Source organism: Bradyrhizobium genosp. SA-3 (genome assembly GCF_004212635.1).
In the GTDB taxonomy this organism is placed as follows: Bacteria; Pseudomonadota; Alphaproteobacteria; order Rhizobiales; family Xanthobacteraceae; genus Bradyrhizobium.
Genome location: NZ_PSRT01000099.1, coordinates 1 through 22951 on the forward strand (window position 1 = coordinate 1; position 22951 = coordinate 22951).

Sequence of the window (22951 nt, forward strand, 5' to 3'; positions counted from 1 at the left end):
GCCGGAGCAGCCGCAGCCGGCGCAGCAGCACCCGCAGCCGGAGCCGCACCACCCGCCGCAGCCGCGGCCGCCGCCTTCTGCTCTTCGGCGTAGCCCGACGGCGGGACGATGGTGACGAGGGTCGCGTCCTCGCGGGTCAGCGCCTTCACGCCGGCCGGCAGCTTGACGTCCGACAGATGCAGCGAGTGACCGATTTCGAGCGAGCCGACATCGACCTCGATGTATTGCGGAATGCTCTCGACACCGCATTCGAGGTCGATCGCGTGGGCGACGATGTTGACGGTGCCGCCGCGCTTCACGCCGGGCGAGCCTTCCGCCTTCACCACGTGCAAGGGCACGCTGATGCGGATGGTGGCGCCTTCGCCGAGCCGCATGAAGTCGACATGGATCGGGAAGTCCTTGACCGGATCGAGGTGATAGTCGCGCGGAATCACGCGGTGCTTCTTGCCCTCGAGGTCGATGTCGACCAGCGTGGTCAGGAACCGGCCGGCGAGGATGCGCTGGCGCAAGTCGCGATCTTCAATCGAGATCGTCACCGGGGGCTGGTTGTTGCCGTAGATCACTCCCGGCACTCTGCCGGCGCGACGCTCAGCCCGGGCGGCCCCCTTGCCGCTCTTCGGACGTGCGGTCGCCTTCAATTCCTTGACGGTCGTCGCCATGTCGTTAAGTCCTTGTTTTTGCAAAGTTAATGGGCCGCAGCGCGGCCCATGGCATAGCCCGCAGCAAGCCTCCAGGGGTGCGGGGGCCGCAGACGTGGCGGGCTTTTACCCGGAAGATGCAGAAATGACAAGGAGAATGGGGCTGATAGCCCGGGTTCCTACCCTCCCCTGGAGGGGCCCTCCAGGGGGGAGGGTCGATACGCATGCAGCAAAGCGCAATGCGCAGCGGGGTGGGGTGACAGTCTCTCCACAGAGGCGCTGCCCGAGTGGAGAGATCACCCCACCCCGGCGCTGCGCGCCGACCCTCCCCCTCCAGGCCCTCCAGGGGAGGGTAAGAGAGCTTACGTCGGCGTGCCGCCGAGCTTGGCCTCCAGCGCCGCGATCCTTGCCTTCAGCGCCTCGTTCTCCTCGCGGGCGAGGCGGGCCATGTCCTTGACCGCCTCGAACTCCTCGCGCTTGACCAGATCCATGTCGCGCAGGAATTTTTCCGCCTGGGTCCGCATCACCGTGTCGAACTCGCGCTTGACGCCCTGGGCGGCACCGGCGGCGTCATTCATCAGGCGGCCGATCTCGTCGAAAAACCGGTTGCTGGTCTGGGTCATGGCTGCCTCCGATAAACTTTGCGCGAACTCTCCGAAACACAATGGCAATCCGAACGGAACGGTTCAAGGGCCGAGCGGGGGTATCCTTGTCATGCTCCGGTTTCCTTGCAATCGTACTCAACGTCCCTGCATAAGAAGAATCACAGGGCGTCTGCTGGCGCTCGATCGCCGCAATCTCGTCCAGACATAGAAGGCGCGATGCCCTTCCTGCTCATCGACTTCCCCGCCTTCAAGCCGATCGCGATCGAGATTGGTCCGTTCGCGATCCGCTGGTACGCGCTGGCCTATATCTGCGGCATCGTGTTCGGCTGGCTCTATGCGCGGTCGCTCCTGAAGAACCAGCGTCTGTGGGGCGGACCCGCGCCGATCTCGCTGCTCCAGATCGACGACTTCATCCTCTGGGTCACGCTCGGCATCATCCTCGGCGGCCGCACCGGCTACGTCCTGTTCTACAATCTGCCTTTCTTCATCGAGCATCCTGCTGCGATCTTCAAATTGTGGGAGGGCGGGATGTCCTTCCATGGCGGCTTCCTCGGCTGCGTCGTCGCGGTGATGTGGTTTGCCTATCGAGGCGGCATCTCGATCCTGTCGCTCGGCGACATCACCACCGCGGTCGCCCCGGTCGGGCTGCTGCTCGGACGCATCGCCAATTTCATCAATGGCGAATTGTGGGGCCGCGCCACCGATGCGAGCCTGCCTTGGGCGATGATCTTCCCGAACGATCCCACACAGCTGCCGCGCCATCCGAGCCAGCTCTATGAGGCCGGCATGGAGGGCATCCTGCTGTTCACGGTGCTCGCGATCATGATCCGCTTCGGTGCCTTGAAGCGGCCCGGCATGATCCTCGGCGCCTTCATCCTGATCTATGGTCTGACCCGGATCGCCGGCGAACACTTCCGCGAACCCGACGCACAGCTCGGCTTCCTCTGGGGCGGATTAACCATGGGCATGCTGTTGTCGATCCCGATGCTTATCGTCGGCGCCATACTTATTGTATGGGCTATCCGGCGCGGCGCGCCGAAGCCTATCGAGGCCATTCGTTAAATCATTTCGAGAACATGGATCGTGACCGACTCGCCGCTACTCAACGAGATCAAGGCGCTGATCAAATCCTCAGGCCCGATGCCGGTCTGGCGCTACATGGAACTGTGCCTGATGCACCCGCGCTATGGCTATTACGTCTCGCGCGATCCGCTCGGGCGTGAGGGCGATTTCACCACCGCGCCCGAGGTCAGCCAGATGTTCGGCGAGCTCTTGGGGTTGTGGGCCGCCTCGGTGTGGAAGCAGATGGGCTCGCCGCAATTCTTGCGGTTGATCGAGCTCGGCCCCGGCCGCGGCACCATGATGGCGGACGCGCTGCGCGCATTGCGCGTGCTGCCGCCGCTCTACCAGGCGCTTCATATCCACTTGGTCGAGGTCAATCCGGTGCTGCGCGACCAGCAGAGCGCGACGCTGTCCGCCGTGGGCAACATCGCCTGGCACGACAGCATCGACGAGGTGCCGGAAGGCCCGAGCATCATCCTCGCCAATGAATATTTCGACGTGCTGCCGATCCACCAGATGGTCCGGCACGAGAACGGCTGGCACGAACGCGTGATCGAGATCGATCCCAACGGCAAGCTTCAATTCGGCGGGGCGCCCGAGCCGACGCCGCGTTTCGACGTGCTGCTGCCGCCCTTGGTGCGTGCCGCGCCCGTCGGCGCCGTGTTCGAATGGCGGCCCGATGGCGAGATCATGAAGCTTGCGACGCGCGTGCGCGACCAGGATGGCGCGGCGCTGATCATCGACTACGGCCATTTGCGCAGCGATGCCGGCGATACATTTCAGGCCATTGCGCGTCACAGCTTCACCGATCCCTTGAAGGCACCGGGCCAGGCCGACGTCACCGCCCATGTCGACTTCCAGGCACTGGCGCGTGCCGCCGAGGACGTCGGCGCGCGCGTGCACGGGCCGGTGACGCAAGGCGACTTCCTCAAGCGCGTCGGCATCGACACCCGCGCGGCCGCGCTGATGCAGAAGGCGACGCCCGAAGTCGCCACCGACATTTCGGTGGCGCTCAAGCGTCTGACCGATACCGGGCGCAGCGGCATGGGCTCGATGTTCAAGGTGCTCGGCATCTCCGAGCCGCGGCTATCCGGCCTCGCCGGCCTCAGCGATCTCGAACAGGCTGGAGAGGCCTCATGACGCTTGCTTCGTCGCTGCTGTCGGCCGTGCCCGGCCTGCGCCACGCCTTCTTCACCCGCGAGGGCGGCGTCTCCACCGGCATCTACGCCGCGCTGAACGGCGGGCTTGGCTCCAACGACGATCAGACCCTCGTCGCGGAGAACCGCCGCCGCATGGCCGAGCATGTCGGCGTCGCGCCGGAACGTTTCCTCAGCCTGCACCAGATCCATTCGCCCGACGTGCTCGTCGCAGATCGCGCGTGGCCGAGCGGGCCGCGGCCGAAGGGCGATGCGCTCGTCACCAAGACACCCGGCATTGCGCTCGGCGTCTCCACCGCCGATTGCGGGCCGGTGCTGTTCGTCGATCCCAACGCACGCGTGATCGGCGGTGCCCATGCCGGCTGGAAAGGCGCGCTATCAGGCGTGCTGGAAGCAACGATCTCGGCAATGGAGAAACTCGGCGCCACCCGCGGCGGCACCATCGCCGCGATCGGCCCCTTGATCCGGCAGGAGAGTTACGAGGTCGGCAACGAGTTCGTGGCGCGCTTCATCGAAGCCGACGCGGAGAACGCCATATTCTTCATCCCGTCGGTGCGCGAGGGCCACGCGATGTTCGATCTCGCCGGCCTCATCCGCAAGCGGCTCGAAGCCGCCGGCATCCTGATGATCGACGATCTCGGCCTCGATACCTACGCCGACGAGCGCTTCTTCAGCTATCGCCGCTCGGTGCATCGCAAGGAGCCGGATTACGGCCGCCACATTCACGCGATCGCGCTCAAAGCGTGAACACACCGGCAACATTAACGATCGTCATTCCGGGGCTCGCGAAGCGAGAACCCGGAATCCATCGTGCGGCAGATCACGCGGCGAAATGGATTCCGGGCTCGCGCCAGGTGGCGCGCCCCGGAATGACAGTGTGTTTGTGGCTGGCCCGCCCTAGACCTTAACCGATTTTAACGATATCGCTGCCCTCCATAATGAGGGAAGCGTCATCTTTTCTGCGCCGCGCGGGCTCGCGCGTGCTGGCGGTCATGCTGCTGGCGGCTGCGACCATGCTTGCCGGCTGCGCCGGTGGCAGCGCGCCGAGCAATTCCTATGCGATGGCGCCGAGCGGTGGCAGCGGCGCAACCGTGGCCTTCGAATCGATCGACGGGCCGCCGCCACAGGTGTTCGATCGCATGGTCGGCGTGCTCGACAGCGAATCCAAGCTGCGCAGCCTGTCCGTGGTCTCCCGCGAGGGTACGGCCGCCTATCGCGTGCGCAGCTACCTCTCCGCCCAGGTCGTGCGCGGCAAGACCGTGATCGCCTGGGTCTGGGATGTCTACGACGCCAACCAGCAGCGGGCGCTGCGCCTCTCCGGCGAGGAACCGACCTCGGCGAAGGGTGGCCGCGATGCTGCCCGTGATCCTTGGGGGGCTGCCGACGACCTCGTTCTGCGCAAGATCGCCCAGGCCGGATTCAGTGGACTTTCCAACATGATCAACGGAACGCCGGAGGCTCCGGGCGCAGCTCCGAACCTGCGGGGACCGGCGGTGGCAGGCGTGATCCGGGAGGCGCCGGCGGCGGAGATGCCGGCCACCGCGCTCGGCTATGCCGAGCAATAACCCCCGCTAAACCACGGCCCCAAGTTACGGCCAAACCGCTGGCCCGACTCAGGATTTCGAAGGGAAAACGTAGCATCCCGGGTTGCCATTTGAGCCTCCGGCCTGATATTTCCTCGCCCGTCGTAACCGTGCTGCCAGTGGGTATTCTCTGATGTTGAACGTCGTATCCAGCAAAGCGCGGGAGGAAGCGTCCATGTCGGCCAAAAACGGCTCCATCAAGCTCGTCGCCGGCAACTCCAATCCGGCTCTCGCGCAGGCCATCGCGCAGGGCCTCGACGTGCCGCTGACCAAGGCTGTGGTGCGGCGCTTCGCCGACATGGAGATCTTCGTCGAGGTCCAGGAGAACATCCGCGGCTCGGATGCCTTCATTATCCAGTCGACCTCGTTTCCGGCGAACGACAATCTGATGGAGCTCTTGATCATCACCGACGCGCTGCGCCGATCCTCGGCGCGCCGCATCACCGCAGTGATCCCCTATTTCGGCTATGCCAGACAGGACCGCCGCTCGGGCTCGCGCACGCCGATCTCGGCCAAGCTCGTCGCCAATCTGATCACCCATGCCGGCGTCGACCGCGTCATGACGCTCGACCTGCATGCCGGCCAGATCCAGGGCTTCTTCGATATCCCGACCGACAATTTGTTCGCTGCCCCCCTGATGGTGCGCGACATCCGCGAACGTTTCGACCTCGGCAAGGTGATGGTGGTATCGCCCGACGTCGGCGGCGTGGCCCGCGCCCGCGGCCTCGCCAAGCGCATCAACACCCCGCTCGCGATCGTCGACAAGCGCCGCGAGCGTCCGGGTGAATCCGAAGTCATGAACGTGATCGGCGACGTCTCCGGCTACAGCTGTATCCTGGTCGACGACATCGTCGATTCCGGCGGCACGCTGGTGAACGCAGCCGACGCGCTGATCGCCAAGGGTGCCAAGGACGTCTACGCCTACATCACCCACGGCGTGCTCTCCGGCGGCGCGGCCGCCCGCATCTCCGGCTCGAAGCTGAAGGAGCTGGTGATCACCGACTCGATCCTGCCGACCGATGCAGTGACCAAGGCGCCGAACATCCGCACGCTGCCGATCGCCGGCCTGATCTCGGATGCGATCGCGCGCACGGCGGCCGAAGAGTCGGTGTCGAGCCTGTTCGACTGATTTTTCTTGATTGTCATTCCGGGGCGGCGCGTCAGCGCCGAACCCGGAATCCATCTTGCAGCAATCCGTGTCGATAAATGGATTCCGGGCTCGCGCTTCGCGCGCCCCGGAATGACCATTGCCTATCCCGCGATCCCCGCCGCGACCTGGCCGCGCAGGCGTTCGAGGCCATGCAGCGTGTTGGCACAGGCCTCGGCGACCTCCACGCCCTTGATCGCAAAATGCTTGCGGAAGAAGTCGTAGTGCACCTCGGTCTCGTGGAATTGCTGCGGCGTCAGCACCGCCGAGAACACCGGCACCTCGGTGCGGAGCTGCACGTCCATCAGCGCCTTGATCACGGTGTCGGCGACGAACTCATGGCGGTAGATGCCGCCATCGACGACGAGGCCGGCCGCGACGATCGCGGTGTAGCGCCGCGTCTTGGCGAGGACCTGTGCGTGCAGCGGGATCTCGAACGAGCCGGGCACCTCGAACACGTCGACATGGGTAAGGTGCCGCGCTTCTGCCTCCTTCAGGAAGGCGATGCGGGCCTCCTCGACCACGTCGCGGTGCCAGCAGGCCTGCACGAAGGCCACCCGCTGCGGCTTTGCGAAGCGCGGGTGTTCGGGCGCCGGATCCTGCGGAACCGGCGATTGGGCAACTTCAGTTTCGACTTTGGCGGTTTGGATTTGGGGATCTTGCAACATCTGATTCATGGCTTTCCTCGGTTTAAGGACCAGAATCAGGGCACACGGAACGACAAACAGCTGCATCTTGCGATGCGTCTGCCACCGACCGTTCTCTTTCATCCGGACTTTAACCGTCGGCTTCGGAGTTGCACCGAATCTGCTGACCCTTCCCTTCAGTGAAATCCTTTTCAGGACAGAACCTGGGGGAAGGCGCTCGCGGGCTTAGGCCTTTCGGCCCTTACCGCCGGTGGGGACTTTCACCCCGCCCTGAGAACATCGGCCGTTCGGGATGAACGGCCTGAGGCGAAATATGCCGCCGGCGAGCCGTCGCGGCAAGCGCGTTCCGCATGGGCAAATCGCATGGTCCCATGCCGTCGCGGTGGGAGCGGCTCTCGCGGGACGAAATTAGCGATTGGCGCCGGCCGCCCGAATCCGATTCCGGTTTGTTCTCCCTCGTCCGGGCTTGCCTCTCCGCGTTAAGAATTGTGGCGGAGATGAGCTGTGGACGAAGGAGTCCTGGCTTGTGGACGGACTCGGGACCCCGTTGCGCAGATTCCGCAAATCACATCACTTGATCCGCGACAGGCCCGCGCTGATCCGAGGGATCGCAAGAGCGAGTCCGAGGAGATCGCCGTAGCGACGTGAAGGGAGCGCGCGCCGGGCCAACCGCGTGCGTATCAAAGACAACAAGAAGGCAAGAGGTCGAGACGGAATGTCCCTGCTCGAAGGCACTATCGATTCCAAGAACCATCCGCTCGCGGTGGTCGAGGATATCGCTGCCAGCAACAACTGGCCGTTCGAACGCTCCGGCGAAGACGAACTCACGATTGTCTCGAAGGGACAATGGACCGACTACCAGCTCTCCTTCACTTGGATGGGCGAGATCGAGGCGCTGCATCTGGCCTGCGCCTTCGACATGAAGATTCCGCCGGCGCGGCGCGGCGAGGTGCAGCGGCTCGTCGCCGCCGTGAACGAGCAGCTGTGGGTCGGCCACTTCGACCTATGGACCAACACCGGCATGATCATGCACCGCCAGGCGCTGGTGCTGCCGGGCGGCCTCACCGCCTCGACCGCGCAGTGCGAAGCCATGCTCGCCGGCGCCATCCACGCTTGCGAGCGCTACTTCCCGGCGTTCCAGTTCGTGGTGTGGGCCGGCAAGACCACCACGCAAGCCATGGACGCGGCGATGTTCGACACGGTGGGAGAGGCGTAGGGTCTCCCAAGACGTGAGGGAGCCGCAGCTCCCTCCTCGTCGTCGTCCCGGCGAAGGCCGGGACCCATACCGCGTGATTTCACCGTATCGCACGACGCTTGTTGCCAATCCCTTCGTCCATTAGAACCGCCTGTGGTTATGGGTCCCGGCCCCCCGTGCGCAATTGCGCACTAGGCCGGGACGGCACCGAGTTTGTGGTGACGGCAATGGCAGACAGCAACACCCTCCAAAACATCACCGGCACCATCCTCCTCGCCGGCGCCGGCAAGATGGGCGGCGCGATGCTGACCGGATGGCTGGCGGGCGGGCTCGATCCGCGCCGGGTTGCAGTGATCGATCCGCACGTCTCGCCCGAGATCGCCGCGCTTGCCGCCAAGGGCGTTGCGCTCAATCCCGACGTGACGACCGCCGGCAGGATCGAGACGCTGGTCGTCGCGGTGAAGCCGCAGATGTTCCGCGAGGCCGGCGCCAAGCTGAAACCATTCGTTGCGGACAAGACGTCGGTGGTCTCGATCATGGCGGGCACCACGATCGCCTCGCTTCAGGACGTCTGCGGCGGCGCCGTGGTGCGCGCGATGCCGAACACGCCGGCTGCGATCGGCCGCGGCATCACCGTCGCCGTCGCCGCACCAGACGTCAGCTCGTCTCAGCGCGCTGTGGCCGATGCACTGCTGCGCGCCACCGGCTCGGTGGAATGGGTCGAGGATGAAGACCTGATGGACGCGGTCACCGCCGTCTCCGGCTCGGGCCCGGCCTACGTGTTCCTGCTCGCCGAGGAGCTCGCGCGCGCCGGTGTCGAGGCGGGCTTGCCCGAGGCGCTGGCGACCAAGCTCGCGCGCGAGACCGTCACCGGCTCCGGCGAGCTGCTGCACCAATCCGACCTGCCCTCCAGCACGCTGCGCCAGAACGTCACCTCGCCCGGCGGCACCACAGCCGCCGCCCTCGGCGTGCTGATGGGCGAGCCCGGCTTACGCGAGTTGATGATCCGCGCGATCGCGGCGGCGACGCAGCGGTCGAAGGAATTGGCGAAGTAAAAAGGTGCCGTAGGGTGGGCAAAGCGACTTGTCCGCCGTAGCTCGAAGAGCGAAGGCGGAAGCGTGCCCACCACTTCTTTGCAGACGCGGAGAGATGGTGGGCACGGCGCTTCGCGCCTTTGCCCACCCTACGATTTCGAGCCAGCCCCCAGCCGCTTGTTGAACATCTCGACATTGACGAGCCCGCGCGCGTGACGGCCCTCGCCGAGCTTGCGGACGCCCTCGAATGCCTCAACCTCGAAGCGAATGACGCGGCGCTCGACCGCGACCACTTTTGCGGTGGTCCGCACCGTGGCACCGACCAGAGCGGCGGCGAGATGGCGGATGTCGACCTCGGTGCCGACGGTCACCCAGTCCGGCTGGAGTGCGGAACGGATCGCATCGCCCGATGTCATCTCCATCTCCAGGATCATCATCGGCGTTGCGTAGACCATGGGCATGCCGGGCACGAAATGCCCGACCGTGCGCTCCACTGGGACCACCAGCGAGCGCTCGGCACTCATGCCGACCTTGATGAAATCGCGTGCGTCCATGGTGCCTCAAACACGGTGTCGTCCCGGACAAGCGCGCCTTAAGCGCGCGCCGATCCGGGACCCATAACCACAGGGCGTCGTGGTTGCGGGGATTCGGAGTTGCCGCTTCGCCAGCGAACCACTCCTTGTGGTTATGGGTCCCGGATCTGCGCTGACGCTTGTCCGGGACGACGACTGTGGTTGCAGCGCCAGCTGTTATTTCTTCGCAGCCGCCGCGCGCTCAACAAAGGTCTTGCCGCCCTTCATCTTATGGCGAAGCGGGGCTTCGTTGATCTGGATGACGACGGCATCGGCATCGACGCCGAGATTTTTCACCAGCGCCTGGGTGATGTCGCGCATCATGCCGGCCTTCTGCTCGTCGGTGCGGCCTTCGGCCATGCTGATGGTGATCTCAGGCATTTTTCTCTCCCTTGCGGCCGAACACCGGCCATTGACGTCGCCATCAAACAAGACGTGGATGCCCGGGACAAGCCCGGGATGACGTCGTCAGCGAATGGCTAGCCCCAGCTCACGTCATGGCGCGCCAAGACCTCGCGCACCTTGGCGACGAGATCGGCCTCACTGCACGAAAACTGCGCCGGGCGGCTCTCGCGCCATTCCTGGTTGGAGGCGATCGCCGCGGCGGCCTTGGCACCTTCGATCAGATCCTTGATCTGCACCTCGCCGCGCGCCTTTTCATCCGAGCCCTGGATGATGACGCAGGGCGCGTTGCGGCGATCGGCATATTTGAGCTGATTGCCCATGTTCTTGGGATTGCCGAGATAGAGCTCGGCGCGGATGCCGGCGGTGCGCAAGGATGCGACCATCTTCTGATAATCGGCGACGCGGTCGCGGTCGAACACGGTGACGACGACGGGGCCGAACTCCGGCCGCGTGTCGAGCTTGCCGAGCAGCGTCAGCGCGGCCTGCAAGCGAGAGACGCCGATCGAGAAACCGGTCGCCGGCACCGGCTCACCGCGGAAGCGCGAGACGAGACCGTCATAACGTCCGCCACCACCGACCGAGCCAAAGCGCACCGGGCGGCCCTTCTCGTCCTTGGTGTCGAGCAGGAGTTCGACCTCGTAGACGGGGCCGGTGTAATATTCGAGGCCGCGCACGACGGAGGGGTCGATCTTGATGCGATCTTCGCCATAGCCGGCAGCCGTCACGAGCTTGCTGATCTGATCGAGCTCGTCGCGGCCCTGCTGTCCGATCGCGCTTGCCCTGAGACGTGGATCGACCGTCGCGTCATTCTGCTCGATGGCGGAAACGACCAGCGCGATATCGTCGTCGTTCAGGCCGGCGCCCTTGGTGAAATCGCCGGATTCGTCCTTGCGGCCCGCACCGAGCAATTGCCTCACGCCGTCGAGGCCGAGCCGGTCGAGCTTATCGATCGCGCGCATGACCGTCAGCCACTGACCGTCGTCGGCGATGCCGAGTGCGTCACGAACACCGTCGAGCACCTTGCGGTTGTTCACCTTCACGACATAGGAGCCGCGCGCAATGCCCAGCGCCTCCATCGTATCCGCCGCCATCATGCAGATCTCGGCATCCGCCGCCGGCGTTGCGGAGCCGACCGTGTCGGCATCGAACTGCATGAACTGGCGGAAGCGTCCGGGGCCCGGTTTTTCGTTGCGGAACACGTAGCCGGCGCGGTAGCTGCGATAGGGTTTTGGCAGCGTGTCGAAATTCTCGGCGACATAGCGGGCGAGCGGCGCGGTCAAGTCGTAGCGGAGGCTGATCCACTGCTCGTCGTCGTCCTGGAACGAGAACACGCCCTCGTTCGGGCGGTCCTGGTCGGGCAGGAATTTGCCGAGCGCGTCGGTGAATTCCATTGCCGGCGTTTCCACCGGCTCGAAGCCATAGAGCTCGTAGACGGCGCGGATCTTCTCGACCATCTCGCGCGTCGCGCGGATCGCGGCGGGATCGCGATCCTCGAGCCCGCGCGGCAGGCGCGCCTTCAATTTCTGGGGTTTTTTGGGTTTCTCGGCCATCCGCGGCGTTTACCAGCCGACGCGGGATGCGGCAACCGCTGCGGCATGTCAGGTGACGACCCCATGGCCAGCCAACTCTCCGTCATTCCGGGGCGATGCGCAGCATCGAACCCGGAATCTCGAGATTCGAGGCCTCAGAACACCTTCCGGATCCAATTGTGCGGATCGTTGGTACGGCCGTACTGGATGTCGACGAGCTGCTTGCGCAGGCCCATGGCGACGGGGCCGGCCGCGCCGCCGCTGATGTCGAAATCGCCGCTGACCGAGCGCACCTTGCCGATCGGCGAGATCACGGCCGCGGTGCCGCAGGCAAAGGCTTCTTTCAACCTGCCGCTTGCGGCATCCTTGCGCCACTGGTCGAGCGAATAGGGCTCCTCGCGCACCGTCTTTCCAGCATCGCGGGCGAGCGTGATGATGGAGTCGCGGGTGATGCCGGGCAGAATGGTGCCGAGCGGCGGCGTCGACAGCGAGCCGTCGTCGAACACGAAGAACACGTTCATGCCGCCGAGCTCCTCGATGTAGCGGCGCTCGACCGCATCGAGGAACACGACCTGATCGCAACCGTGCTGGATCGCCTCGGCCTGGGCGCGCAGGCTCGCGGCATAATTGCCGCCGCACTTCACCGCGCCGGTGCCGCCGACGGCTGCGCGCGTGTAGTTCTCCGAAACCCAGATCGACACCGGCGCGGGTCCGCCCTTGAAATAGGAGCCGACCGGCGAGGCGATGACCGCGAAGATGTATTCGGAGGATGGCTTGACACCGAGGAAGGTCTCGCTCGCGATCATGAAGGGGCGCAAGTAAAGACTGCCCTCGCCGCCCGGCATCCAGGCGCGGTCGATGCGCACGACCTGCTCGACCGCCTCGATGAAGACGTCCTCGGGCAATTGCGCCATCGCCATGCGATCGGCCGAGTCCTTGAAGCGCCGCGCATTGGCATCGGGGCGGAACAGGTTCACGCCGCCGTCGTCGCGCTTGTAGGCCTTCAGGCCCTCGAAAATTTCCTGGGCGTAGTGCAGGACCGCGCCGGCAGGATCGAGCTGGAAGTTGGCGCGCGCCTCGATTCTCGCCTCGTACCAGCCGCCCTTGGCCTGGTTGTAGCGGACGATCGCCATGTGATCGGTGAAGACCCGCCCGAACCCGGGGTCCACCAGCTTGGCGATGCGGTCCTTCTCGGGAGTCGGATTGGATGCGGGCTGGATGTCGAATGTCATACTCATGTCCTTGGCTCCCGCTGCCGCTATCGGCGCTGTTCTGGCACCGGCCTGCCCCTGTTCGGGGCCGGCTGGCTTCATTAGGTGTCTGGCTGGACCACCGCCAGCCTTGTTACGGCCGGTTTCCCGTGGCCAGCATGTCGCCGAGGACATGCTTTTGCGGAAGGCGGAAGTCCAGTATGTTTTGCCGAAATGCCGCTCGACAATCGCACGGTAGATCTGATCGGCCGTCGTCGCCTGTCCGGCTCTTCCGCCGTCCCTGCTTCGACGCTGCCCGTCGCGAAACGATCTAAAAATTCGTGCGGGCCGATCGTTTTGTAACATTGAACCCAAGATACGTCAATATGCCTGACATAAATTTCGTAAATCCCTCTCAAGATGCCGTCGAGCCTCGCCGGCCGCAGGGGATGGAGGCAATTTGCGCTGGGATATCATCGAGCTGCTGTTCTTCGCCTATCGCGATTTCGTCGGCGATCCCGACCAGGAGCTGGAAGCCTTCGGCTTCGGCCGGGCCCATCACCGGGTCATGCACTTCGTCTATCGCTACCCCGGCCTCAAGGTCGCCGATCTCCTCGACGTCCTGCGCATCACAAAACAGTCGCTCGGCCGTGTGCTCAAGCAGCTCCTCGACGAGGGCTACATCGTGCAGAAGACCGGCGACAATGACCGTCGCCAGCGCCTGCTCTACGCGACGCCGAAGGGCGAAGCGCTGGTGCAGAAGCTTGCCGGGCTCCAGACCACGCGGATCACCAAGGCGCTCGCCGAGATGGGCCCGCAGGATGCGGAGACCGTCAAGCGCTTCCTGCGCGCGATGATCGACCGCGATGATCCGGACAAGGTGCTCGAAACGATCTTCGCTTCCGTCAACCACGACGCCAAGGAGTGACCGTGCCGCTCGCTGCCACGCTCGCCCGGCCGCCGGTGCAACCTGCCGACGATGCCCCGCATCTGCTGCTGGTCGATGACGACCGCCGCATCCGCGATCTGCTTTCGCGCTTCCTCGCCAGCGAAGGCTACCGCGTTTCGACCGCCGCCAGCGCCAGCGATGCGCGCGCCAAGCTCATCGGTCTGCATTTCGATCTGTTGATCCTCGACGTCATGATGCCTGGCGAGACCGGCTTCGAGCTCGCCCGTTTCATCCGCACCTCGTCCTCGGTGCCGATCGTGATGCTGACGGCGCGGCACGAGGCGGAAGCGCGCATCGAGGGCCTGCAGATCGGCGCCGACGACTATGTCGCAAAACCGTTCGAGCCGCGCGAGCTCGCGCTGCGCATCAACAACATCCTCAAGCGCGCCGCGCCGCCGCCGCAGGCCGCGACCGTGGAGAAGATCGCTTTCGGGCCCTACGTCTACCATCTCGATCGCGGCGAGCTGCGCCAGGGCGAGGAGGTCATCCACCTCACCGACCGCGAGCGCGAGATGCTGCGCATCCTTTCGGAGACGCCGGGCGAGACCGTGCCGCGCAGCGCGCTCACCGGCAATGGCAGCGTCAACGAGCGCGCCGTCGACGTGCAGATCAACCGCCTCAGGCGCAAGATCGAGACCGATCCCGCCAATCCACTGTTCCTCCAGGCGGTACGCGGCATCGGCTACCGGCTGGTGGCCTCGCCTTAAACCGCAGTGAAGCGCGACCGATGAGCACGATCGATACCGGCCTGACGCTTCTGAAGAGCGCCGCCGGCCGCGTCTCCGCCGCCAATGGCTGGATGGGCAACGCGTTCAAGGGCTGGATGCCGACCGGCCTCTATGCTCGTGCGCTGCTGATCATGATCGTGCCGATGGTGATCCTGCAATCGGTCGTCGCCTTCGTGTTCATGGAGCGGCACTGGAACACGGTAACGCGCCGCCTGTCGGCCGCGGTGGTGCAGGACATCGCCGCACTGATCGACGTCTACAAGGGCTATCCGCAGGACAAGGACCGCGACCAGATCCGCCGCATCGCCCAGCAACGGCTCGGCCTCGTCGTCGATTTCCTGCCCGCCGGGGACATGCCGCCGCCGGGACCGAAGCCGTTCTTCTCGCTGCTCGACCAGACGCTGTCGGTGCAGCTCGGCCGCCAGATCGGGCGTTCGTTCTGGATCGACACCGTCGGCCGCTCCAACCTCGTCGAGATCCGCATCCAGCTCGACGATGCCGTGATGCGCGTGTTCGCGCAGCGCAGCGCCGCCTACGCCTCGAACTCCGAAATCTTCTTGTTCTGGATGGTTGGCACGTCCTCGATCCTCCTGATCGTCGCCGTGCTGTTCCTGCGCAACCAGATCAAGCCGATCCTTCGGCTCGCCGATGCCGCCGAAAGCTTTGGCAAGGGCCGCGAGGCACCAAACTTCAGGCCGCGCGGCGCGCGCGAGGTGCGGCGCGCCTCCGTCGCCTTCCTCGAGATGAAATCGCGCATCGAGCGCACGATGGAGCAGCGCACCGCGATGCTCGCCGGCGTCAGCCATGACCTGCGCACCATCCTGACCCGCTTCAAGCTCGAGCTGGCGCTGATCGGCGACAGTCCCGAGCTTGAGGGCATGCGCAAGGACGTCGACGAGATGTCGATGATGCTGGAGGATTACCTGGCCTTTGCCCGCGGCGATTCCGGCGAGCAATCGCAGCCGACCGACATGGCCCAGGCACTCGAAGAATTGCGCAGCGACGCCGAGCGCCACGGCCACACCGCCACCGTGGCATTCCACGGCCTGCCGGTGGTGACGGTGAAGCCGGCCTCGTTCAAGCGCTGCCTCGCCAACCTCGTCACCAACGCCGCGCGCTACGGCAAGGCCATCGCCATCACCGGCCAGCGCGATCACCGTTATCTCACCGTCACGGTCGACGACGACGGCCCCGGCATTCCCGCGCATTTGCGCGAAGAGGTGTTCAAGCCGTTCCTGCGGCTGGACAACGCCCGCAATCAGGACGAAGGCGGCACCGGCCTTGGCCTTGCGATCGCCCGCGACATCGCCCGCTCCCATGGCGGCGACATCACGCTCGGCGACAGCCCGATGGGCGGATTAAGGGCGAGCGTGAGGATTCCGGTGTAAGCGGCTTCTTCACCTCTCCCCGCTTGCGGGGAGAGGTCGAAGTCGATCGCAGATCGAATTCGGGTGAGGGGGTACAGGTCTCACAAAAATCTCGTTCGCGGAGAGAGGCCCCTCACCCCAACCCTCTCCCCGTAAGAACAAGGCGAGGGAGCGCACCGGTTGCGCGGTGATTGCGTCTACTTCGGCAGCAGCGCCTTCAGCTTATCTACGTCGCGCACGTTCATCTTGAAGCCGCCGGGCATCACGATGTCGCCGGGCTTCTGGTCCGCCTTGCAGGCCCCTAACCATTTGGCTTGCAGCGTCATGGTGCTATCGCGACCGGCCGCGCCGGCGACGCCGCCTTGCGCATGCGAGGAGGTCTTCACCGTGTAGGCCGAATTGAAATCGCCTGTGATCTCGGCATGCGAGGTCGTGCTGACGCCGGCGACGCTGCATTCGGAATCGCTGACATAGCCGGTCGCCGTTTTCTTGATCTCCTGCTTGGCGCAGATCTGCTTTGCCATCGGGGAGACGTTGTTGCTCATCTCCTTGTCGACGGTCTCGTCGGTGCAGTGCTGCATGGTCATCTCGGGCACGGGCGAGCCGGTCGTGACCAGCTTCATTTCCCATAGCCCGGCCTTGCGCATCGGCAGATCGTCGGCGCTGGCTGCGCCTGCCGACAACACGAGACAAGCGGCCGAGCCGAGCAAAGCGAGTTTGCGCGTCATGTGGAAGACTCCCGGCTTGAGAGTTTTGGGCGTTACGACAACGCCTCAGTACAGCGTGCGGATCGGCTGCTCGGCAGCGCCATAGGGCACCCAGCGGCAGGAGAACGAGATGTAGCCGCCCTCATAGGCCTGCACCGCGAGGAATTTGACGACCTTGCCGTAGCGCGCGCAGTGATCGACCGCGACCTGTCGCGCATCGGCCTGGGTCGCCATCGAATAGGCGATGATGCCGCCGGTGTCGTTGCCCTTGAACGGCGGCACTGGAAGGATATCGGCGCGCGCGACTGGCTCGCCATCATACCCAAGGCAAGAAGGCCCGCGGCCGCAATGATTCGCATTCCCGTCACTCCAATTGGCTGGCCCCAGTTTACGGTGCCGGACTGGAAGTGGAAAGAACGGAAGGCCTGCCGGCTGCGACGATATGGTCAACTCCTGGCGAAGTGTTGCCGCGCTGCACTTGACCTCCCCCGCCCTTCGCGGCACCGTCCGACCTTCGCAAGACCAGCTGTCCGGATTGACCATGCGCGCCCCCTCCCTGAAATCGCTCCGCTTTGCCGCCGTGTTCGGCCTCATGTTCGGGGCGCTGTCGCTCGGTGAGGCCAGGGCCGCCAATCCGCTGGAGCTGAATTTCTGGCTGAGCGGGCCGCGCTACGACGGCGCCGTCGCCGATTGCGACAAGGCGCTGCCGACGATCGCCACCCAGTTCTGGGAAAAGGAAAGCTCGTTCTGGAATTCCTCGCTGAAAATCACCGGCTTCTCCGCCGTTCGCGAAATCGCGTTCCGTCCCTGGCAGTCCGACAACATTCCGCGCCGCTATTGCACCGGCGATGCCCTGCTCAATGACGGCAAGGTGCGCAAGGTACATTTCTCGATCATCGAGGATGGCGGCTTCGCCGGCTACGGCAACGGGGTCGAATGGTGCGTCGTCGGCGTCGACCGCAACTGGGCCTATAATCCGGCCTGCCGCGCCGCAAAGCCCTGATTTGGGTCGATCTGGCGGCTGAATGGCGGTCGCCTGAATTTTGTTCTTGAAATGTTCTTGTCGCCTGCTAGGCTTCCTTGCACAGTCTAGTTGAGGGGCGTCGCCATGTTTCATTCCAGATTGCATTCGTTCTCCCGCCTGGTGATCTCGCTGACCCTTTCCCTGGTCCTTGCCGCGGGGCTGGCCTCATTCGCCGGTGGCGCAAAGGCCCAGGACAAGCGGCAGAACGCGCCGGGCGAGTTCGATTTCTATGTGCTGTCGCTGTCATGGTCGCCCTCCTTCTGCGAGGAAGCGGCCGAGCGCGGCGGCCGCTCACAGATGCAGTGCAGCGGACGACCCTACGCCTTCGTGGTGCATGGGCTGTGGCCGCAATACGAGAGCGGCTTCCCCGAATATTGCCAGCGGCCGGCACCGCGGCTGAACCGCAGCATCGTCTCCTCGATGCTCGACCTGATGCCGGCGCCGGGCCTGATCTTCAACGAATGGGACAAGCACGGCACCTGCTCCGGGCTCGAGGGCCGCAGCTATTTCGAGACGATCCGCAAGGCGCGCGCCGCGATCAAGATCCCTGCCGAATATCTCGATCTGTCGCAGGCCAAGACCGTGGCGCCGGCGGAGATCGAGGACGCCTTCATCAAGGCCAATCCCGGCCTCAGCAATGCCGCCGTATCGGTCACCTGCAACCGGACGCGGCTCTCCGAGGTCCGCATCTGCCTCAGCAAGGACCTGCAATTCCGTGCCTGCGACGAGATCGAACGCCGCGCCTGCCGCCGCGACCAGGTGACGATGCCGCCGATCAGGGGTGGGTAGAGCGAACTCTCGTGCCCCGGACGCAGCGCAGCGCTACTTTGGCGGTGCGCTGCAGAGCCGGGGCCCATGCTGCGTGGGAAGCCGTCGCCCCTGGGTCCCGGCTCTGCGCCGCAACGCTTGGGGCGTTGCAACGCGTCCGGGACACGTGCGTGGCTCTTTGCTCCAGTCGTCACGTAGCGTAGTGCTCTTCCCATGAACTACCGCCACGCCTTCCACGCCGGCAACTTCGCCGATGTCATCAAGCACATCGTGCTGGCGCGCATTCTCACTTATTTGCAGGACAAGCCGGCGGCGTTCCGCGTCATCGATACCCATGCCGGCGCCGGCCTCTACGACCTCGACAGCGAGGAGGCGCGCCGCGGCGGCGAGTGGCTGACCGGCATCGCGCGGCTGATGCAGGCGCGCCTGTCGAACGAGACCGCGGCGCTGACCAAACCCTATCTCGACATCGTCCGCGCCTTCAATCCGAAGGGCGAGCTCAAGGCCTATCCGGGCTCGCCGCTGATCGCGCGCGGCCTGCTTAGGCCGCAGGACCGCCTCGTCGCCTGCGAGCTCGAGCCGAAGGCACGCAAGGCGCTGATCGACGTGCTGCGCCGCGACGAACAGGCGCGCGTGGTCGATCTCGACGGCTGGATGGCACTGCCGGCCTTCGTGCCACCGAAGGAGCGGCGCGGCCTCGTGCTGATCGACCCGCCCTTCGAGGCCAAGGACGAGTTCGAGCGGCTTGGCGAGGCCTTCTCGACAGCTTTCGCGAAATGGCCGACCGGTATCTACGTAATCTGGTATCCGGCCAAGAACCGGCGCGCCACCGACACGCTGGCGCAAACGGTGGCGCGGCTCGCAGCCGCAGCAAAGCCGCCCGGAAAATGCCTGCGCCTCGAATTCAGCGTGGCGCCGCAGCTCGATGGCGCGGCCCTCACCTCCGCCGGTCTTCTGATCGTCAATCCGCCCTACACACTGCACGGCGAGCTCAAGACGATCCTGCCAGAACTCGAAATGCCGCTTGGCCAGGGCGGCGCTGCCAGATTCCGATTGGAGGTGCCGAGGCCGTAACACTCCGGCATTCTTGGGAAAAATATGCAGGAGCGGTAGTCAATCTGCGAAGAACCGTATTATGCTGTTGCCGTGACTGGCTTTACGTTCCGCTTCCGCGAATGGTTGCGGCGGAGTGAAGGCCTAAGAAAGATCCGGCCGGGCCGATGAGGTCCGCCCAAGGATGGCCAGCTCCCGGGCTTCGTAGGGTCCGGTCATGTCGTGACGTGAGTCTGCGTCGCGGCGGAGGAGCAATGAGGGGGAGTTTCCCGATGGCCATGACGGGAACGGTCAAGTTCTTCAACGGTGAGCGCGGCTACGGCTTCATTAAGCCCGACGACGGCGGCCGCGACGTCTTCGTTCACATCACCGCCGTGGAGCGGGCGGGACTGAAGGACCTTGCCGAAGGACAGCGTATTACTTTCGAAGTCGAACCGGACAAGAAGGGGAAGGGACCGAAGGCGGTCAATTTGGTCATCCTCTCCTAGCGAGCCTGGCTTAAAAAAATCCCGGCCGCGAGCGGCCGGGAGGTTGGTCCGGTATTTTCTTCTTCAGCTATCAGAAGTGATAGTTCACGCCTGCGCGGACAACGCTGGCGCTATAGCCGTTTGACACGCCCGTAATTGCGAACTGTGTCGTCGACAGATCGATGTAGAGATACTCGAGCTTGGCACTCCAATTCGGCGCAAGGCCGACTTCCGCGCCGGCACCGATGGTCCAGCCGGCGGTGGTGTGCGACTCCGTCCAGCCGAAGGTCTGCGCGCGCAGCTCGCCGAAGGCGAGGCCGGCGGTGCCGTAGAACAGCACGTTGCTGAAGGCATAGCCGGCACGGCCGCGCAGGGTGCCGAACCACGGATTGGAGAACTTCCACGGCGCGAAGGTATCATCGGCACCGGCGGCCTGGATGTCGCCCTCGACGCCGAACACCCAAGGGCCGTTCTGGAAATTATAGCCGGCCTGCACGCCGCCGACGAAGCCGGAGGGCTTTGAGGGATTGTTGTCGACCGAGCCCCATTCGTAGCCGATGTTGCCGCCGAGATAAGGACCGGCCCAGCTATACGCATTGAGCGGCTGATTGACGGTATAGGGCGCACGCTGCCCGTAATTGAGATCGGCGGCCCCTGCCGAAGCTGTCCAGCCGGCTGCAACCAACGCGGCTGCGCCCACAACGAGCCCCTTCATCACACACTCCAACGCAACTGCCGCCCCCAGCGATGCCTGCGCCGCCGCGCGAGGCCAGACCGCATGGTTACGGAACCACCACTTTTTCGCGTAAGATTTATCGAGAGTTCTAAGTTAAAGGGCTGTTAAGCCGGGTTACCGCGCTGTTAACAGGCTTAAGCAAGCGTTACCTGGAACTGCGCCCGCCATCCTGTGCGTGCGCCACGGCCGGAACTTCAAATCGGCAACCCCAGCGCCTAAATTCGCACCATGGTTCACGATTCCCCCGACAACCCGGACGACGCACGCGCGCGCAAACCGGTGCGCGTCACCGCGCCGGACGCCCCGCCCCGGGACACGGAAATGGCGCCACCCGACCTCGATCCGGCGACGGCGAGCGGCGACGACGAGGACGATGCGCGGCTGCCGGATATCCTGGAAGAGAGCGGCGCGGTCGGCGAGGGCCCGCTGGCGACCGGTCATGAGGCGATCGAGCGCGCGGTCCGGCTCGCCCCCACCTCGGCCGGCGTCTATCGCATGCTCAATGCGAACGCCGACGTGCTCTATGTCGGCAAGGCCAAGAACGTCAAAAAGCGCCTGTCCAACTACGCGCGCCAGAGTGCGCCGCAGCCGGCGCGCATCCTGCGCATGATCGCTGCTACCGTGACCGTGGAGATCGTCTCGACCAACACCGAGACGGAAGCACTGCTGCTGGAGGCCAACCTCATCAAGCAGCTGCGGCCGCGCTTCAACGTGCAGCTGCGCGACGACAAGTCGTTTCCCTACATCCTGATCACCGGCGACCATTGGGCGCCCCAGATCCTGAAGCACCGCGGCGCGCAGACGCGGCCCGGCCGCTATTTCGGCCCGTTCGCCTCGGCGGGCGCCGTGAACCGCACCATCACCGCACTGCAGCGCGCGTTCCTGATCCGCTCCTGCACCGATTCGTTCTTCGAGAGCCGTACCCGGCCCTGCCTGCTCTACCAGATCCGCCGCTGTGCCGGGCCCTGCACCCGCGAGATCGACTTTCCCGGCTATACGACGCTGGTGCGCGAGGCGACCGACTTCCTCTCCGGCAAGAGCCATGCGGTGAAGCAGGAGCTCGCCGGCGAGATGGAGAAGGCCTCCGGCGAGCTCGAATTCGAGCGCGCCGCGCTCTACCGCGACCGCCTCGCCGCGCTGTCGGCGATCCAGTCGCAGCAAGGCATCAATCCGCGCACGGTCGAGGAAGCCGACGTGTTCGCCATCCACCAGGAGGGCGGCTTCTCCTGCGTCGAGGTGTTCTTCTTCCGCACCGGACAGAACTGGGGCAACCGCGCCTATTTTCCGCGTGCGGAAAAGACGTTCACGCCGGAGGAAGTGCTCGGCTCCTTCCTTGCCCAGTTCTACGACGACAAGCCGCCGCCGAAGAACATCCTGCTTTCACACGAGATCGAGGAGAGCGAGCTGCTCGCCAACGCGCTGTCGATCAGGGCCGGCCACAAGGTCGAGGTCACCGCGCCCAAGCGCGGCGAGAAGAAGGAGCTCGTCACCCACGCGCTCACCAATGCGCGCGAGGCGCTCGGCCGCAAGCTCGCGGACACTGCGACGCAGAGCCGCCTGCTCGAGGCCATGGCCGCGACGTTGAACCTGCCGCACGTGCCCAAGCGCATCGAGGTCTACGACAACAGCCACATCCAGGGCACCAACGCGGTCGGCGCCATGATCGTCGCCGGCCAGGATGGCTTCGTGAAGAACCAGTACCGCAAGTTCAACATCAAGTCGGAAGGGCTGACGCCCGGCGACGACTACGCCATGATGCGCGAGGTGCTGGAGCGACGCTTCAAGCGCCTGATCAATCCGCCCGAGGAGGGTGTGGTCAAGGCAAAGGACGACGATTTCCCGCAATGGCCCGATCTCGTCATCATCGACGGCGGCCGCGGCCAGCTCAACGCCGTCCGCGAGATCTTTGCAAATCTCGGCCTGAGCCAGGTGTCGCTGATGTCGGTCGCCAAGGGGCCGGACCGGGATGCGGGCCGCGAGACCCTGTTCATGCCGGAGCGCGAGGCGATCAAGCTGGAGCCGCGCGATCCCGTGCTCTATTTCATCCAGCGCCTGCGCGACGAGGCCCACCGCTTCGTCATCGGCTCGCACCGCAAGCTGCGCAAGAAGGACATCCGCGAGGCCGGTTTGCAGGAGATCCCGGGCATCGGCCCGTCACGCAAACGTGCCTTGCTGCATCATTTCGGAACCCTGAAGGAGATCGAACGGGCCTCGATCGCCGATCTCGGCAAGGTTCCGGGGGTAAGCGCCGAGAGCGCCCGCAGGATTTTCGAGTATTTCCATCCCCAGCCGGGATGAACTAAAGGGGGACCGCGGTCATATGATCGTTGCGTCCGCGCCTCATTTGGGGAGCGGAACGGTTGACGTTCAGGCACCAGCGGTATTGGT

At 65.0% G+C, this 22951-nt stretch carries 23 protein-coding genes, 2 pseudogenes and 1 riboswitch; of the genes and pseudogenes, 15 read left to right on the forward strand and 10 right to left on the reverse strand.

Annotation, left to right across the window (positions count from 1 at the left end; genetic code table 11):
- Together CWO91_RS29025 and CWO91_RS29030 are read right to left on the reverse strand one after the other, a co-directional pair.
- A partial coding sequence (locus tag CWO91_RS29025) for a 50S ribosomal protein L25/general stress protein Ctc (RefSeq protein WP_130218455.1) occupies positions 1-659 on the reverse strand: 659 nt, incomplete at its 3' end.
- A 341-nt stretch (positions 660-1000) separates the two neighbouring features.
- A complete protein-coding gene (locus CWO91_RS29030) occupies positions 1001-1261 on the reverse strand; it encodes an accessory factor UbiK family protein (protein ID WP_091886723.1) in 261 nt (86 codons plus the stop codon).
- Between the two features lie 198 nt (positions 1262-1459).
- On the opposite strand from CWO91_RS29030, the gene lgt reads away from it, so the two are divergent.
- From lgt to CWO91_RS29055, 5 genes are all read left to right on the forward strand, one after another.
- The gene (gene lgt / locus CWO91_RS29035; RefSeq protein WP_128931441.1) at positions 1460-2305 is read left to right on the forward strand and encodes a prolipoprotein diacylglyceryl transferase; all 846 of its coding nucleotides are present in this window, start codon (positions 1460-1462) and stop codon (positions 2303-2305) included.
- Positions 2306-2326: 21 nt separating this feature from the next.
- The gene (locus CWO91_RS29040; protein WP_130218457.1) at positions 2327-3445 is read left to right on the forward strand and encodes a class I SAM-dependent methyltransferase; all 1119 of its coding nucleotides are present in this window, start codon (positions 2327-2329) and stop codon (positions 3443-3445) included.
- Positions 3442-4209: a peptidoglycan editing factor PgeF gene (pgeF, locus tag CWO91_RS29045; protein ID WP_130218459.1), complete on the forward strand. Its 768-nt coding sequence runs from the start codon at positions 3442-3444 to the stop codon at positions 4207-4209. The genes CWO91_RS29040 and pgeF overlap by 4 nt, the downstream gene beginning before the upstream one ends.
- Before the next feature lie 191 nt (positions 4210-4400).
- Positions 4401-5027, forward strand: coding sequence for a hypothetical protein (locus CWO91_RS29050; RefSeq protein WP_130218461.1), 627 nt, complete (start codon positions 4401-4403; stop codon positions 5025-5027).
- Between the two features lie 193 nt (positions 5028-5220).
- A complete protein-coding gene (locus tag CWO91_RS29055) occupies positions 5221-6174 on the forward strand; it encodes a ribose-phosphate pyrophosphokinase (RefSeq protein ID WP_165405780.1) in 954 nt (317 codons plus the stop codon).
- 122 nt (positions 6175-6296) lie between these two features.
- Here the strand turns inward: CWO91_RS29055 and CWO91_RS29060 are convergent, their stop codons facing one another.
- Positions 6297-6869 (reverse strand): 6,7-dimethyl-8-ribityllumazine synthase, encoded by a 573-nt coding sequence (locus CWO91_RS29060; RefSeq protein ID WP_130218465.1) that lies wholly within the window; start codon positions 6867-6869, stop codon positions 6297-6299.
- Between the two features lie 77 nt (positions 6870-6946).
- A riboswitch (FMN riboswitch) is annotated at positions 6947-7121 on the reverse strand.
- Positions 7122-7554: 433 nt separating this feature from the next.
- Here CWO91_RS29060 and CWO91_RS29065 point away from each other — a divergent pair.
- Complete coding sequence (locus CWO91_RS29065) at positions 7555-8055, forward strand: YbjN domain-containing protein (protein ID WP_130218467.1); 501 nt, start codon at positions 7555-7557, stop codon at positions 8053-8055.
- 206 nt (positions 8056-8261) lie between these two features.
- Complete coding sequence (gene proC, locus CWO91_RS29070; RefSeq protein ID WP_130218469.1) at positions 8262-9089, forward strand: pyrroline-5-carboxylate reductase; 828 nt, start codon at positions 8262-8264, stop codon at positions 9087-9089.
- A 128-nt stretch (positions 9090-9217) separates the two neighbouring features.
- Here the strand turns inward: proC and CWO91_RS29075 are convergent, their stop codons facing one another.
- The 4 genes and pseudogenes from CWO91_RS29075 to CWO91_RS29090 form a co-directional block, all read right to left on the reverse strand.
- Positions 9218-9622 (reverse strand): thioesterase family protein, encoded by a 405-nt coding sequence (locus CWO91_RS29075; protein WP_130218471.1) that lies wholly within the window; start codon positions 9620-9622, stop codon positions 9218-9220.
- A 195-nt stretch (positions 9623-9817) separates the two neighbouring features.
- Positions 9818-10072, reverse strand: a complete 255-nt coding sequence (locus tag CWO91_RS29080; protein ID WP_283811027.1) for a tautomerase family protein — start codon at positions 10070-10072, stop codon at positions 9818-9820.
- Between the two features lie 178 nt (positions 10073-10250).
- A pseudogene (gene hisS / locus CWO91_RS29085) lies at positions 10251-11595 on the reverse strand (histidine--tRNA ligase); the annotation flags it as partial.
- A gap of 134 nt (positions 11596-11729) precedes the next feature.
- Entirely contained in the window at positions 11730-12812 is a 1083-nt protein-coding gene (locus CWO91_RS29090; protein WP_091886759.1) for a branched-chain amino acid aminotransferase, read from the reverse strand.
- Positions 12813-13224: 412 nt separating this feature from the next.
- Here CWO91_RS29090 and CWO91_RS29095 point away from each other — a divergent pair, with 412 nt between their 5' ends.
- From CWO91_RS29095 to CWO91_RS29105, 3 genes are read left to right on the forward strand one after another with little or no spacing between them, the layout of a single operon-like run.
- Positions 13225-13692, forward strand: coding sequence for a MarR family winged helix-turn-helix transcriptional regulator (locus tag CWO91_RS29095; RefSeq protein ID WP_038971154.1), 468 nt, complete (start codon positions 13225-13227; stop codon positions 13690-13692).
- Positions 13689-14420 carry a response regulator gene (locus CWO91_RS29100; protein ID WP_130218477.1) on the forward strand — a complete coding sequence of 244 codons (732 nt, stop codon included), beginning with the start codon at positions 13689-13691 and terminating at the stop codon, positions 14418-14420. Before CWO91_RS29095 ends, CWO91_RS29100 begins: the two co-directional genes overlap by 4 nt.
- 20 nt (positions 14421-14440) lie before the next feature.
- Entirely contained in the window at positions 14441-15829 is a 1389-nt protein-coding gene (locus tag CWO91_RS29105) for an ATP-binding protein (protein WP_128931428.1), read from the forward strand.
- 176 nt (positions 15830-16005) lie between these two features.
- Here CWO91_RS29105 and CWO91_RS29110 read toward each other — a convergent pair whose 3' ends face one another.
- Positions 16006-16536, reverse strand: a complete 531-nt coding sequence (locus tag CWO91_RS29110) for a DUF3617 domain-containing protein (protein WP_130218479.1) — start codon at positions 16534-16536, stop codon at positions 16006-16008.
- A gap of 45 nt (positions 16537-16581) precedes the next feature.
- Positions 16582-16874: pseudogene (locus tag CWO91_RS29115) on the reverse strand (hypothetical protein).
- A 182-nt stretch (positions 16875-17056) separates the two neighbouring features.
- On the opposite strand from CWO91_RS29115, the gene CWO91_RS29120 reads away from it, so the two are divergent.
- The 4 genes from CWO91_RS29120 (at position 17057) to CWO91_RS29135 (ending at position 19848) form a co-directional block, all read left to right on the forward strand.
- Entirely contained in the window at positions 17057-17518 is a 462-nt protein-coding gene (locus CWO91_RS29120; RefSeq protein WP_130218481.1) for a hypothetical protein, read from the forward strand.
- A 105-nt stretch (positions 17519-17623) separates the two neighbouring features.
- A complete protein-coding gene (locus tag CWO91_RS29125; protein WP_130218483.1) occupies positions 17624-18328 on the forward strand; it encodes a ribonuclease T2 family protein in 705 nt (234 codons plus the stop codon).
- Positions 18329-18520: 192 nt separating this feature from the next.
- Entirely contained in the window at positions 18521-19381 is an 861-nt protein-coding gene (locus tag CWO91_RS29130) for a 23S rRNA (adenine(2030)-N(6))-methyltransferase RlmJ (RefSeq protein WP_130218485.1), read from the forward strand.
- Between the two features lie 251 nt (positions 19382-19632).
- Positions 19633-19848: a cold-shock protein gene (locus CWO91_RS29135; RefSeq protein WP_008544396.1), complete on the forward strand. Its 216-nt coding sequence runs from the start codon at positions 19633-19635 to the stop codon at positions 19846-19848.
- Positions 19849-19918: 70 nt separating this feature from the next.
- Here CWO91_RS29135 and CWO91_RS29140 read toward each other — a convergent pair whose 3' ends face one another.
- A complete protein-coding gene (locus tag CWO91_RS29140; RefSeq protein ID WP_165405782.1) occupies positions 19919-20542 on the reverse strand; it encodes an outer membrane protein in 624 nt (207 codons plus the stop codon).
- Between the two features lie 249 nt (positions 20543-20791).
- On the opposite strand from CWO91_RS29140, the gene uvrC reads away from it, so the two are divergent.
- Positions 20792-22861, forward strand: a complete 2070-nt coding sequence (gene uvrC / locus CWO91_RS29145) for an excinuclease ABC subunit UvrC (RefSeq protein WP_130218489.1) — start codon at positions 20792-20794, stop codon at positions 22859-22861.
- The last annotated feature ends 90 nt before the right edge of the window (positions 22862-22951 follow it).

Excerpts from the sequence above, each read along its gene's own strand:
- CWO91_RS29030 (WP_091886723.1), bottom strand. The coding sequence starts at position 1,261 with ATGACCCAGACCAGCAACCGGTTTTTCGACGAGATCGGCCGCCTGATG.
- CWO91_RS29105 (WP_128931428.1), top strand. The coding sequence starts at position 14,441 with ATGAGCACGATCGATACCGGCCTGACGCTTCTGAAGAGCGCCGCCGGC.
- CWO91_RS29055 (WP_165405780.1), top strand. The coding sequence starts at position 5,221 with ATGTCGGCCAAAAACGGCTCCATCAAGCTCGTCGCCGGCAACTCCAAT.
- CWO91_RS29135 (WP_008544396.1), top strand. The coding sequence starts at position 19,633 with ATGGCCATGACGGGAACGGTCAAGTTCTTCAACGGTGAGCGCGGCTAC.
- CWO91_RS29060 (WP_130218465.1), bottom strand. The coding sequence starts at position 6,869 with ATGAATCAGATGTTGCAAGATCCCCAAATCCAAACCGCCAAAGTCGAA.
- lgt (WP_128931441.1), top strand. The coding sequence starts at position 1,460 with ATGCCCTTCCTGCTCATCGACTTCCCCGCCTTCAAGCCGATCGCGATC.
- CWO91_RS29120 (WP_130218481.1), top strand. The coding sequence starts at position 17,057 with ATGCGCGCCCCCTCCCTGAAATCGCTCCGCTTTGCCGCCGTGTTCGGC.
- uvrC (WP_130218489.1), top strand. The coding sequence starts at position 20,792 with ATGGTTCACGATTCCCCCGACAACCCGGACGACGCACGCGCGCGCAAA.
- CWO91_RS29130 (WP_130218485.1), top strand. The coding sequence starts at position 18,521 with ATGAACTACCGCCACGCCTTCCACGCCGGCAACTTCGCCGATGTCATC.
- CWO91_RS29050 (WP_130218461.1), top strand. The coding sequence starts at position 4,401 with ATGAGGGAAGCGTCATCTTTTCTGCGCCGCGCGGGCTCGCGCGTGCTG.
- CWO91_RS29090 (WP_091886759.1), bottom strand. The coding sequence starts at position 12,812 with ATGAGTATGACATTCGACATCCAGCCCGCATCCAATCCGACTCCCGAG.
- CWO91_RS29065 (WP_130218467.1), top strand. The coding sequence starts at position 7,555 with ATGTCCCTGCTCGAAGGCACTATCGATTCCAAGAACCATCCGCTCGCG.
- pgeF (WP_130218459.1), top strand. The coding sequence starts at position 3,442 with ATGACGCTTGCTTCGTCGCTGCTGTCGGCCGTGCCCGGCCTGCGCCAC.
- CWO91_RS29075 (WP_130218471.1), bottom strand. The coding sequence starts at position 9,622 with ATGGACGCACGCGATTTCATCAAGGTCGGCATGAGTGCCGAGCGCTCG.
- proC (WP_130218469.1), top strand. The coding sequence starts at position 8,262 with ATGGCAGACAGCAACACCCTCCAAAACATCACCGGCACCATCCTCCTC.
- CWO91_RS29140 (WP_165405782.1), bottom strand. The coding sequence starts at position 20,542 with ATGAAGGGGCTCGTTGTGGGCGCAGCCGCGTTGGTTGCAGCCGGCTGG.
- CWO91_RS29110 (WP_130218479.1), bottom strand. The coding sequence starts at position 16,536 with ATGACGCGCAAACTCGCTTTGCTCGGCTCGGCCGCTTGTCTCGTGTTG.
- CWO91_RS29125 (WP_130218483.1), top strand. The coding sequence starts at position 17,624 with ATGTTTCATTCCAGATTGCATTCGTTCTCCCGCCTGGTGATCTCGCTG.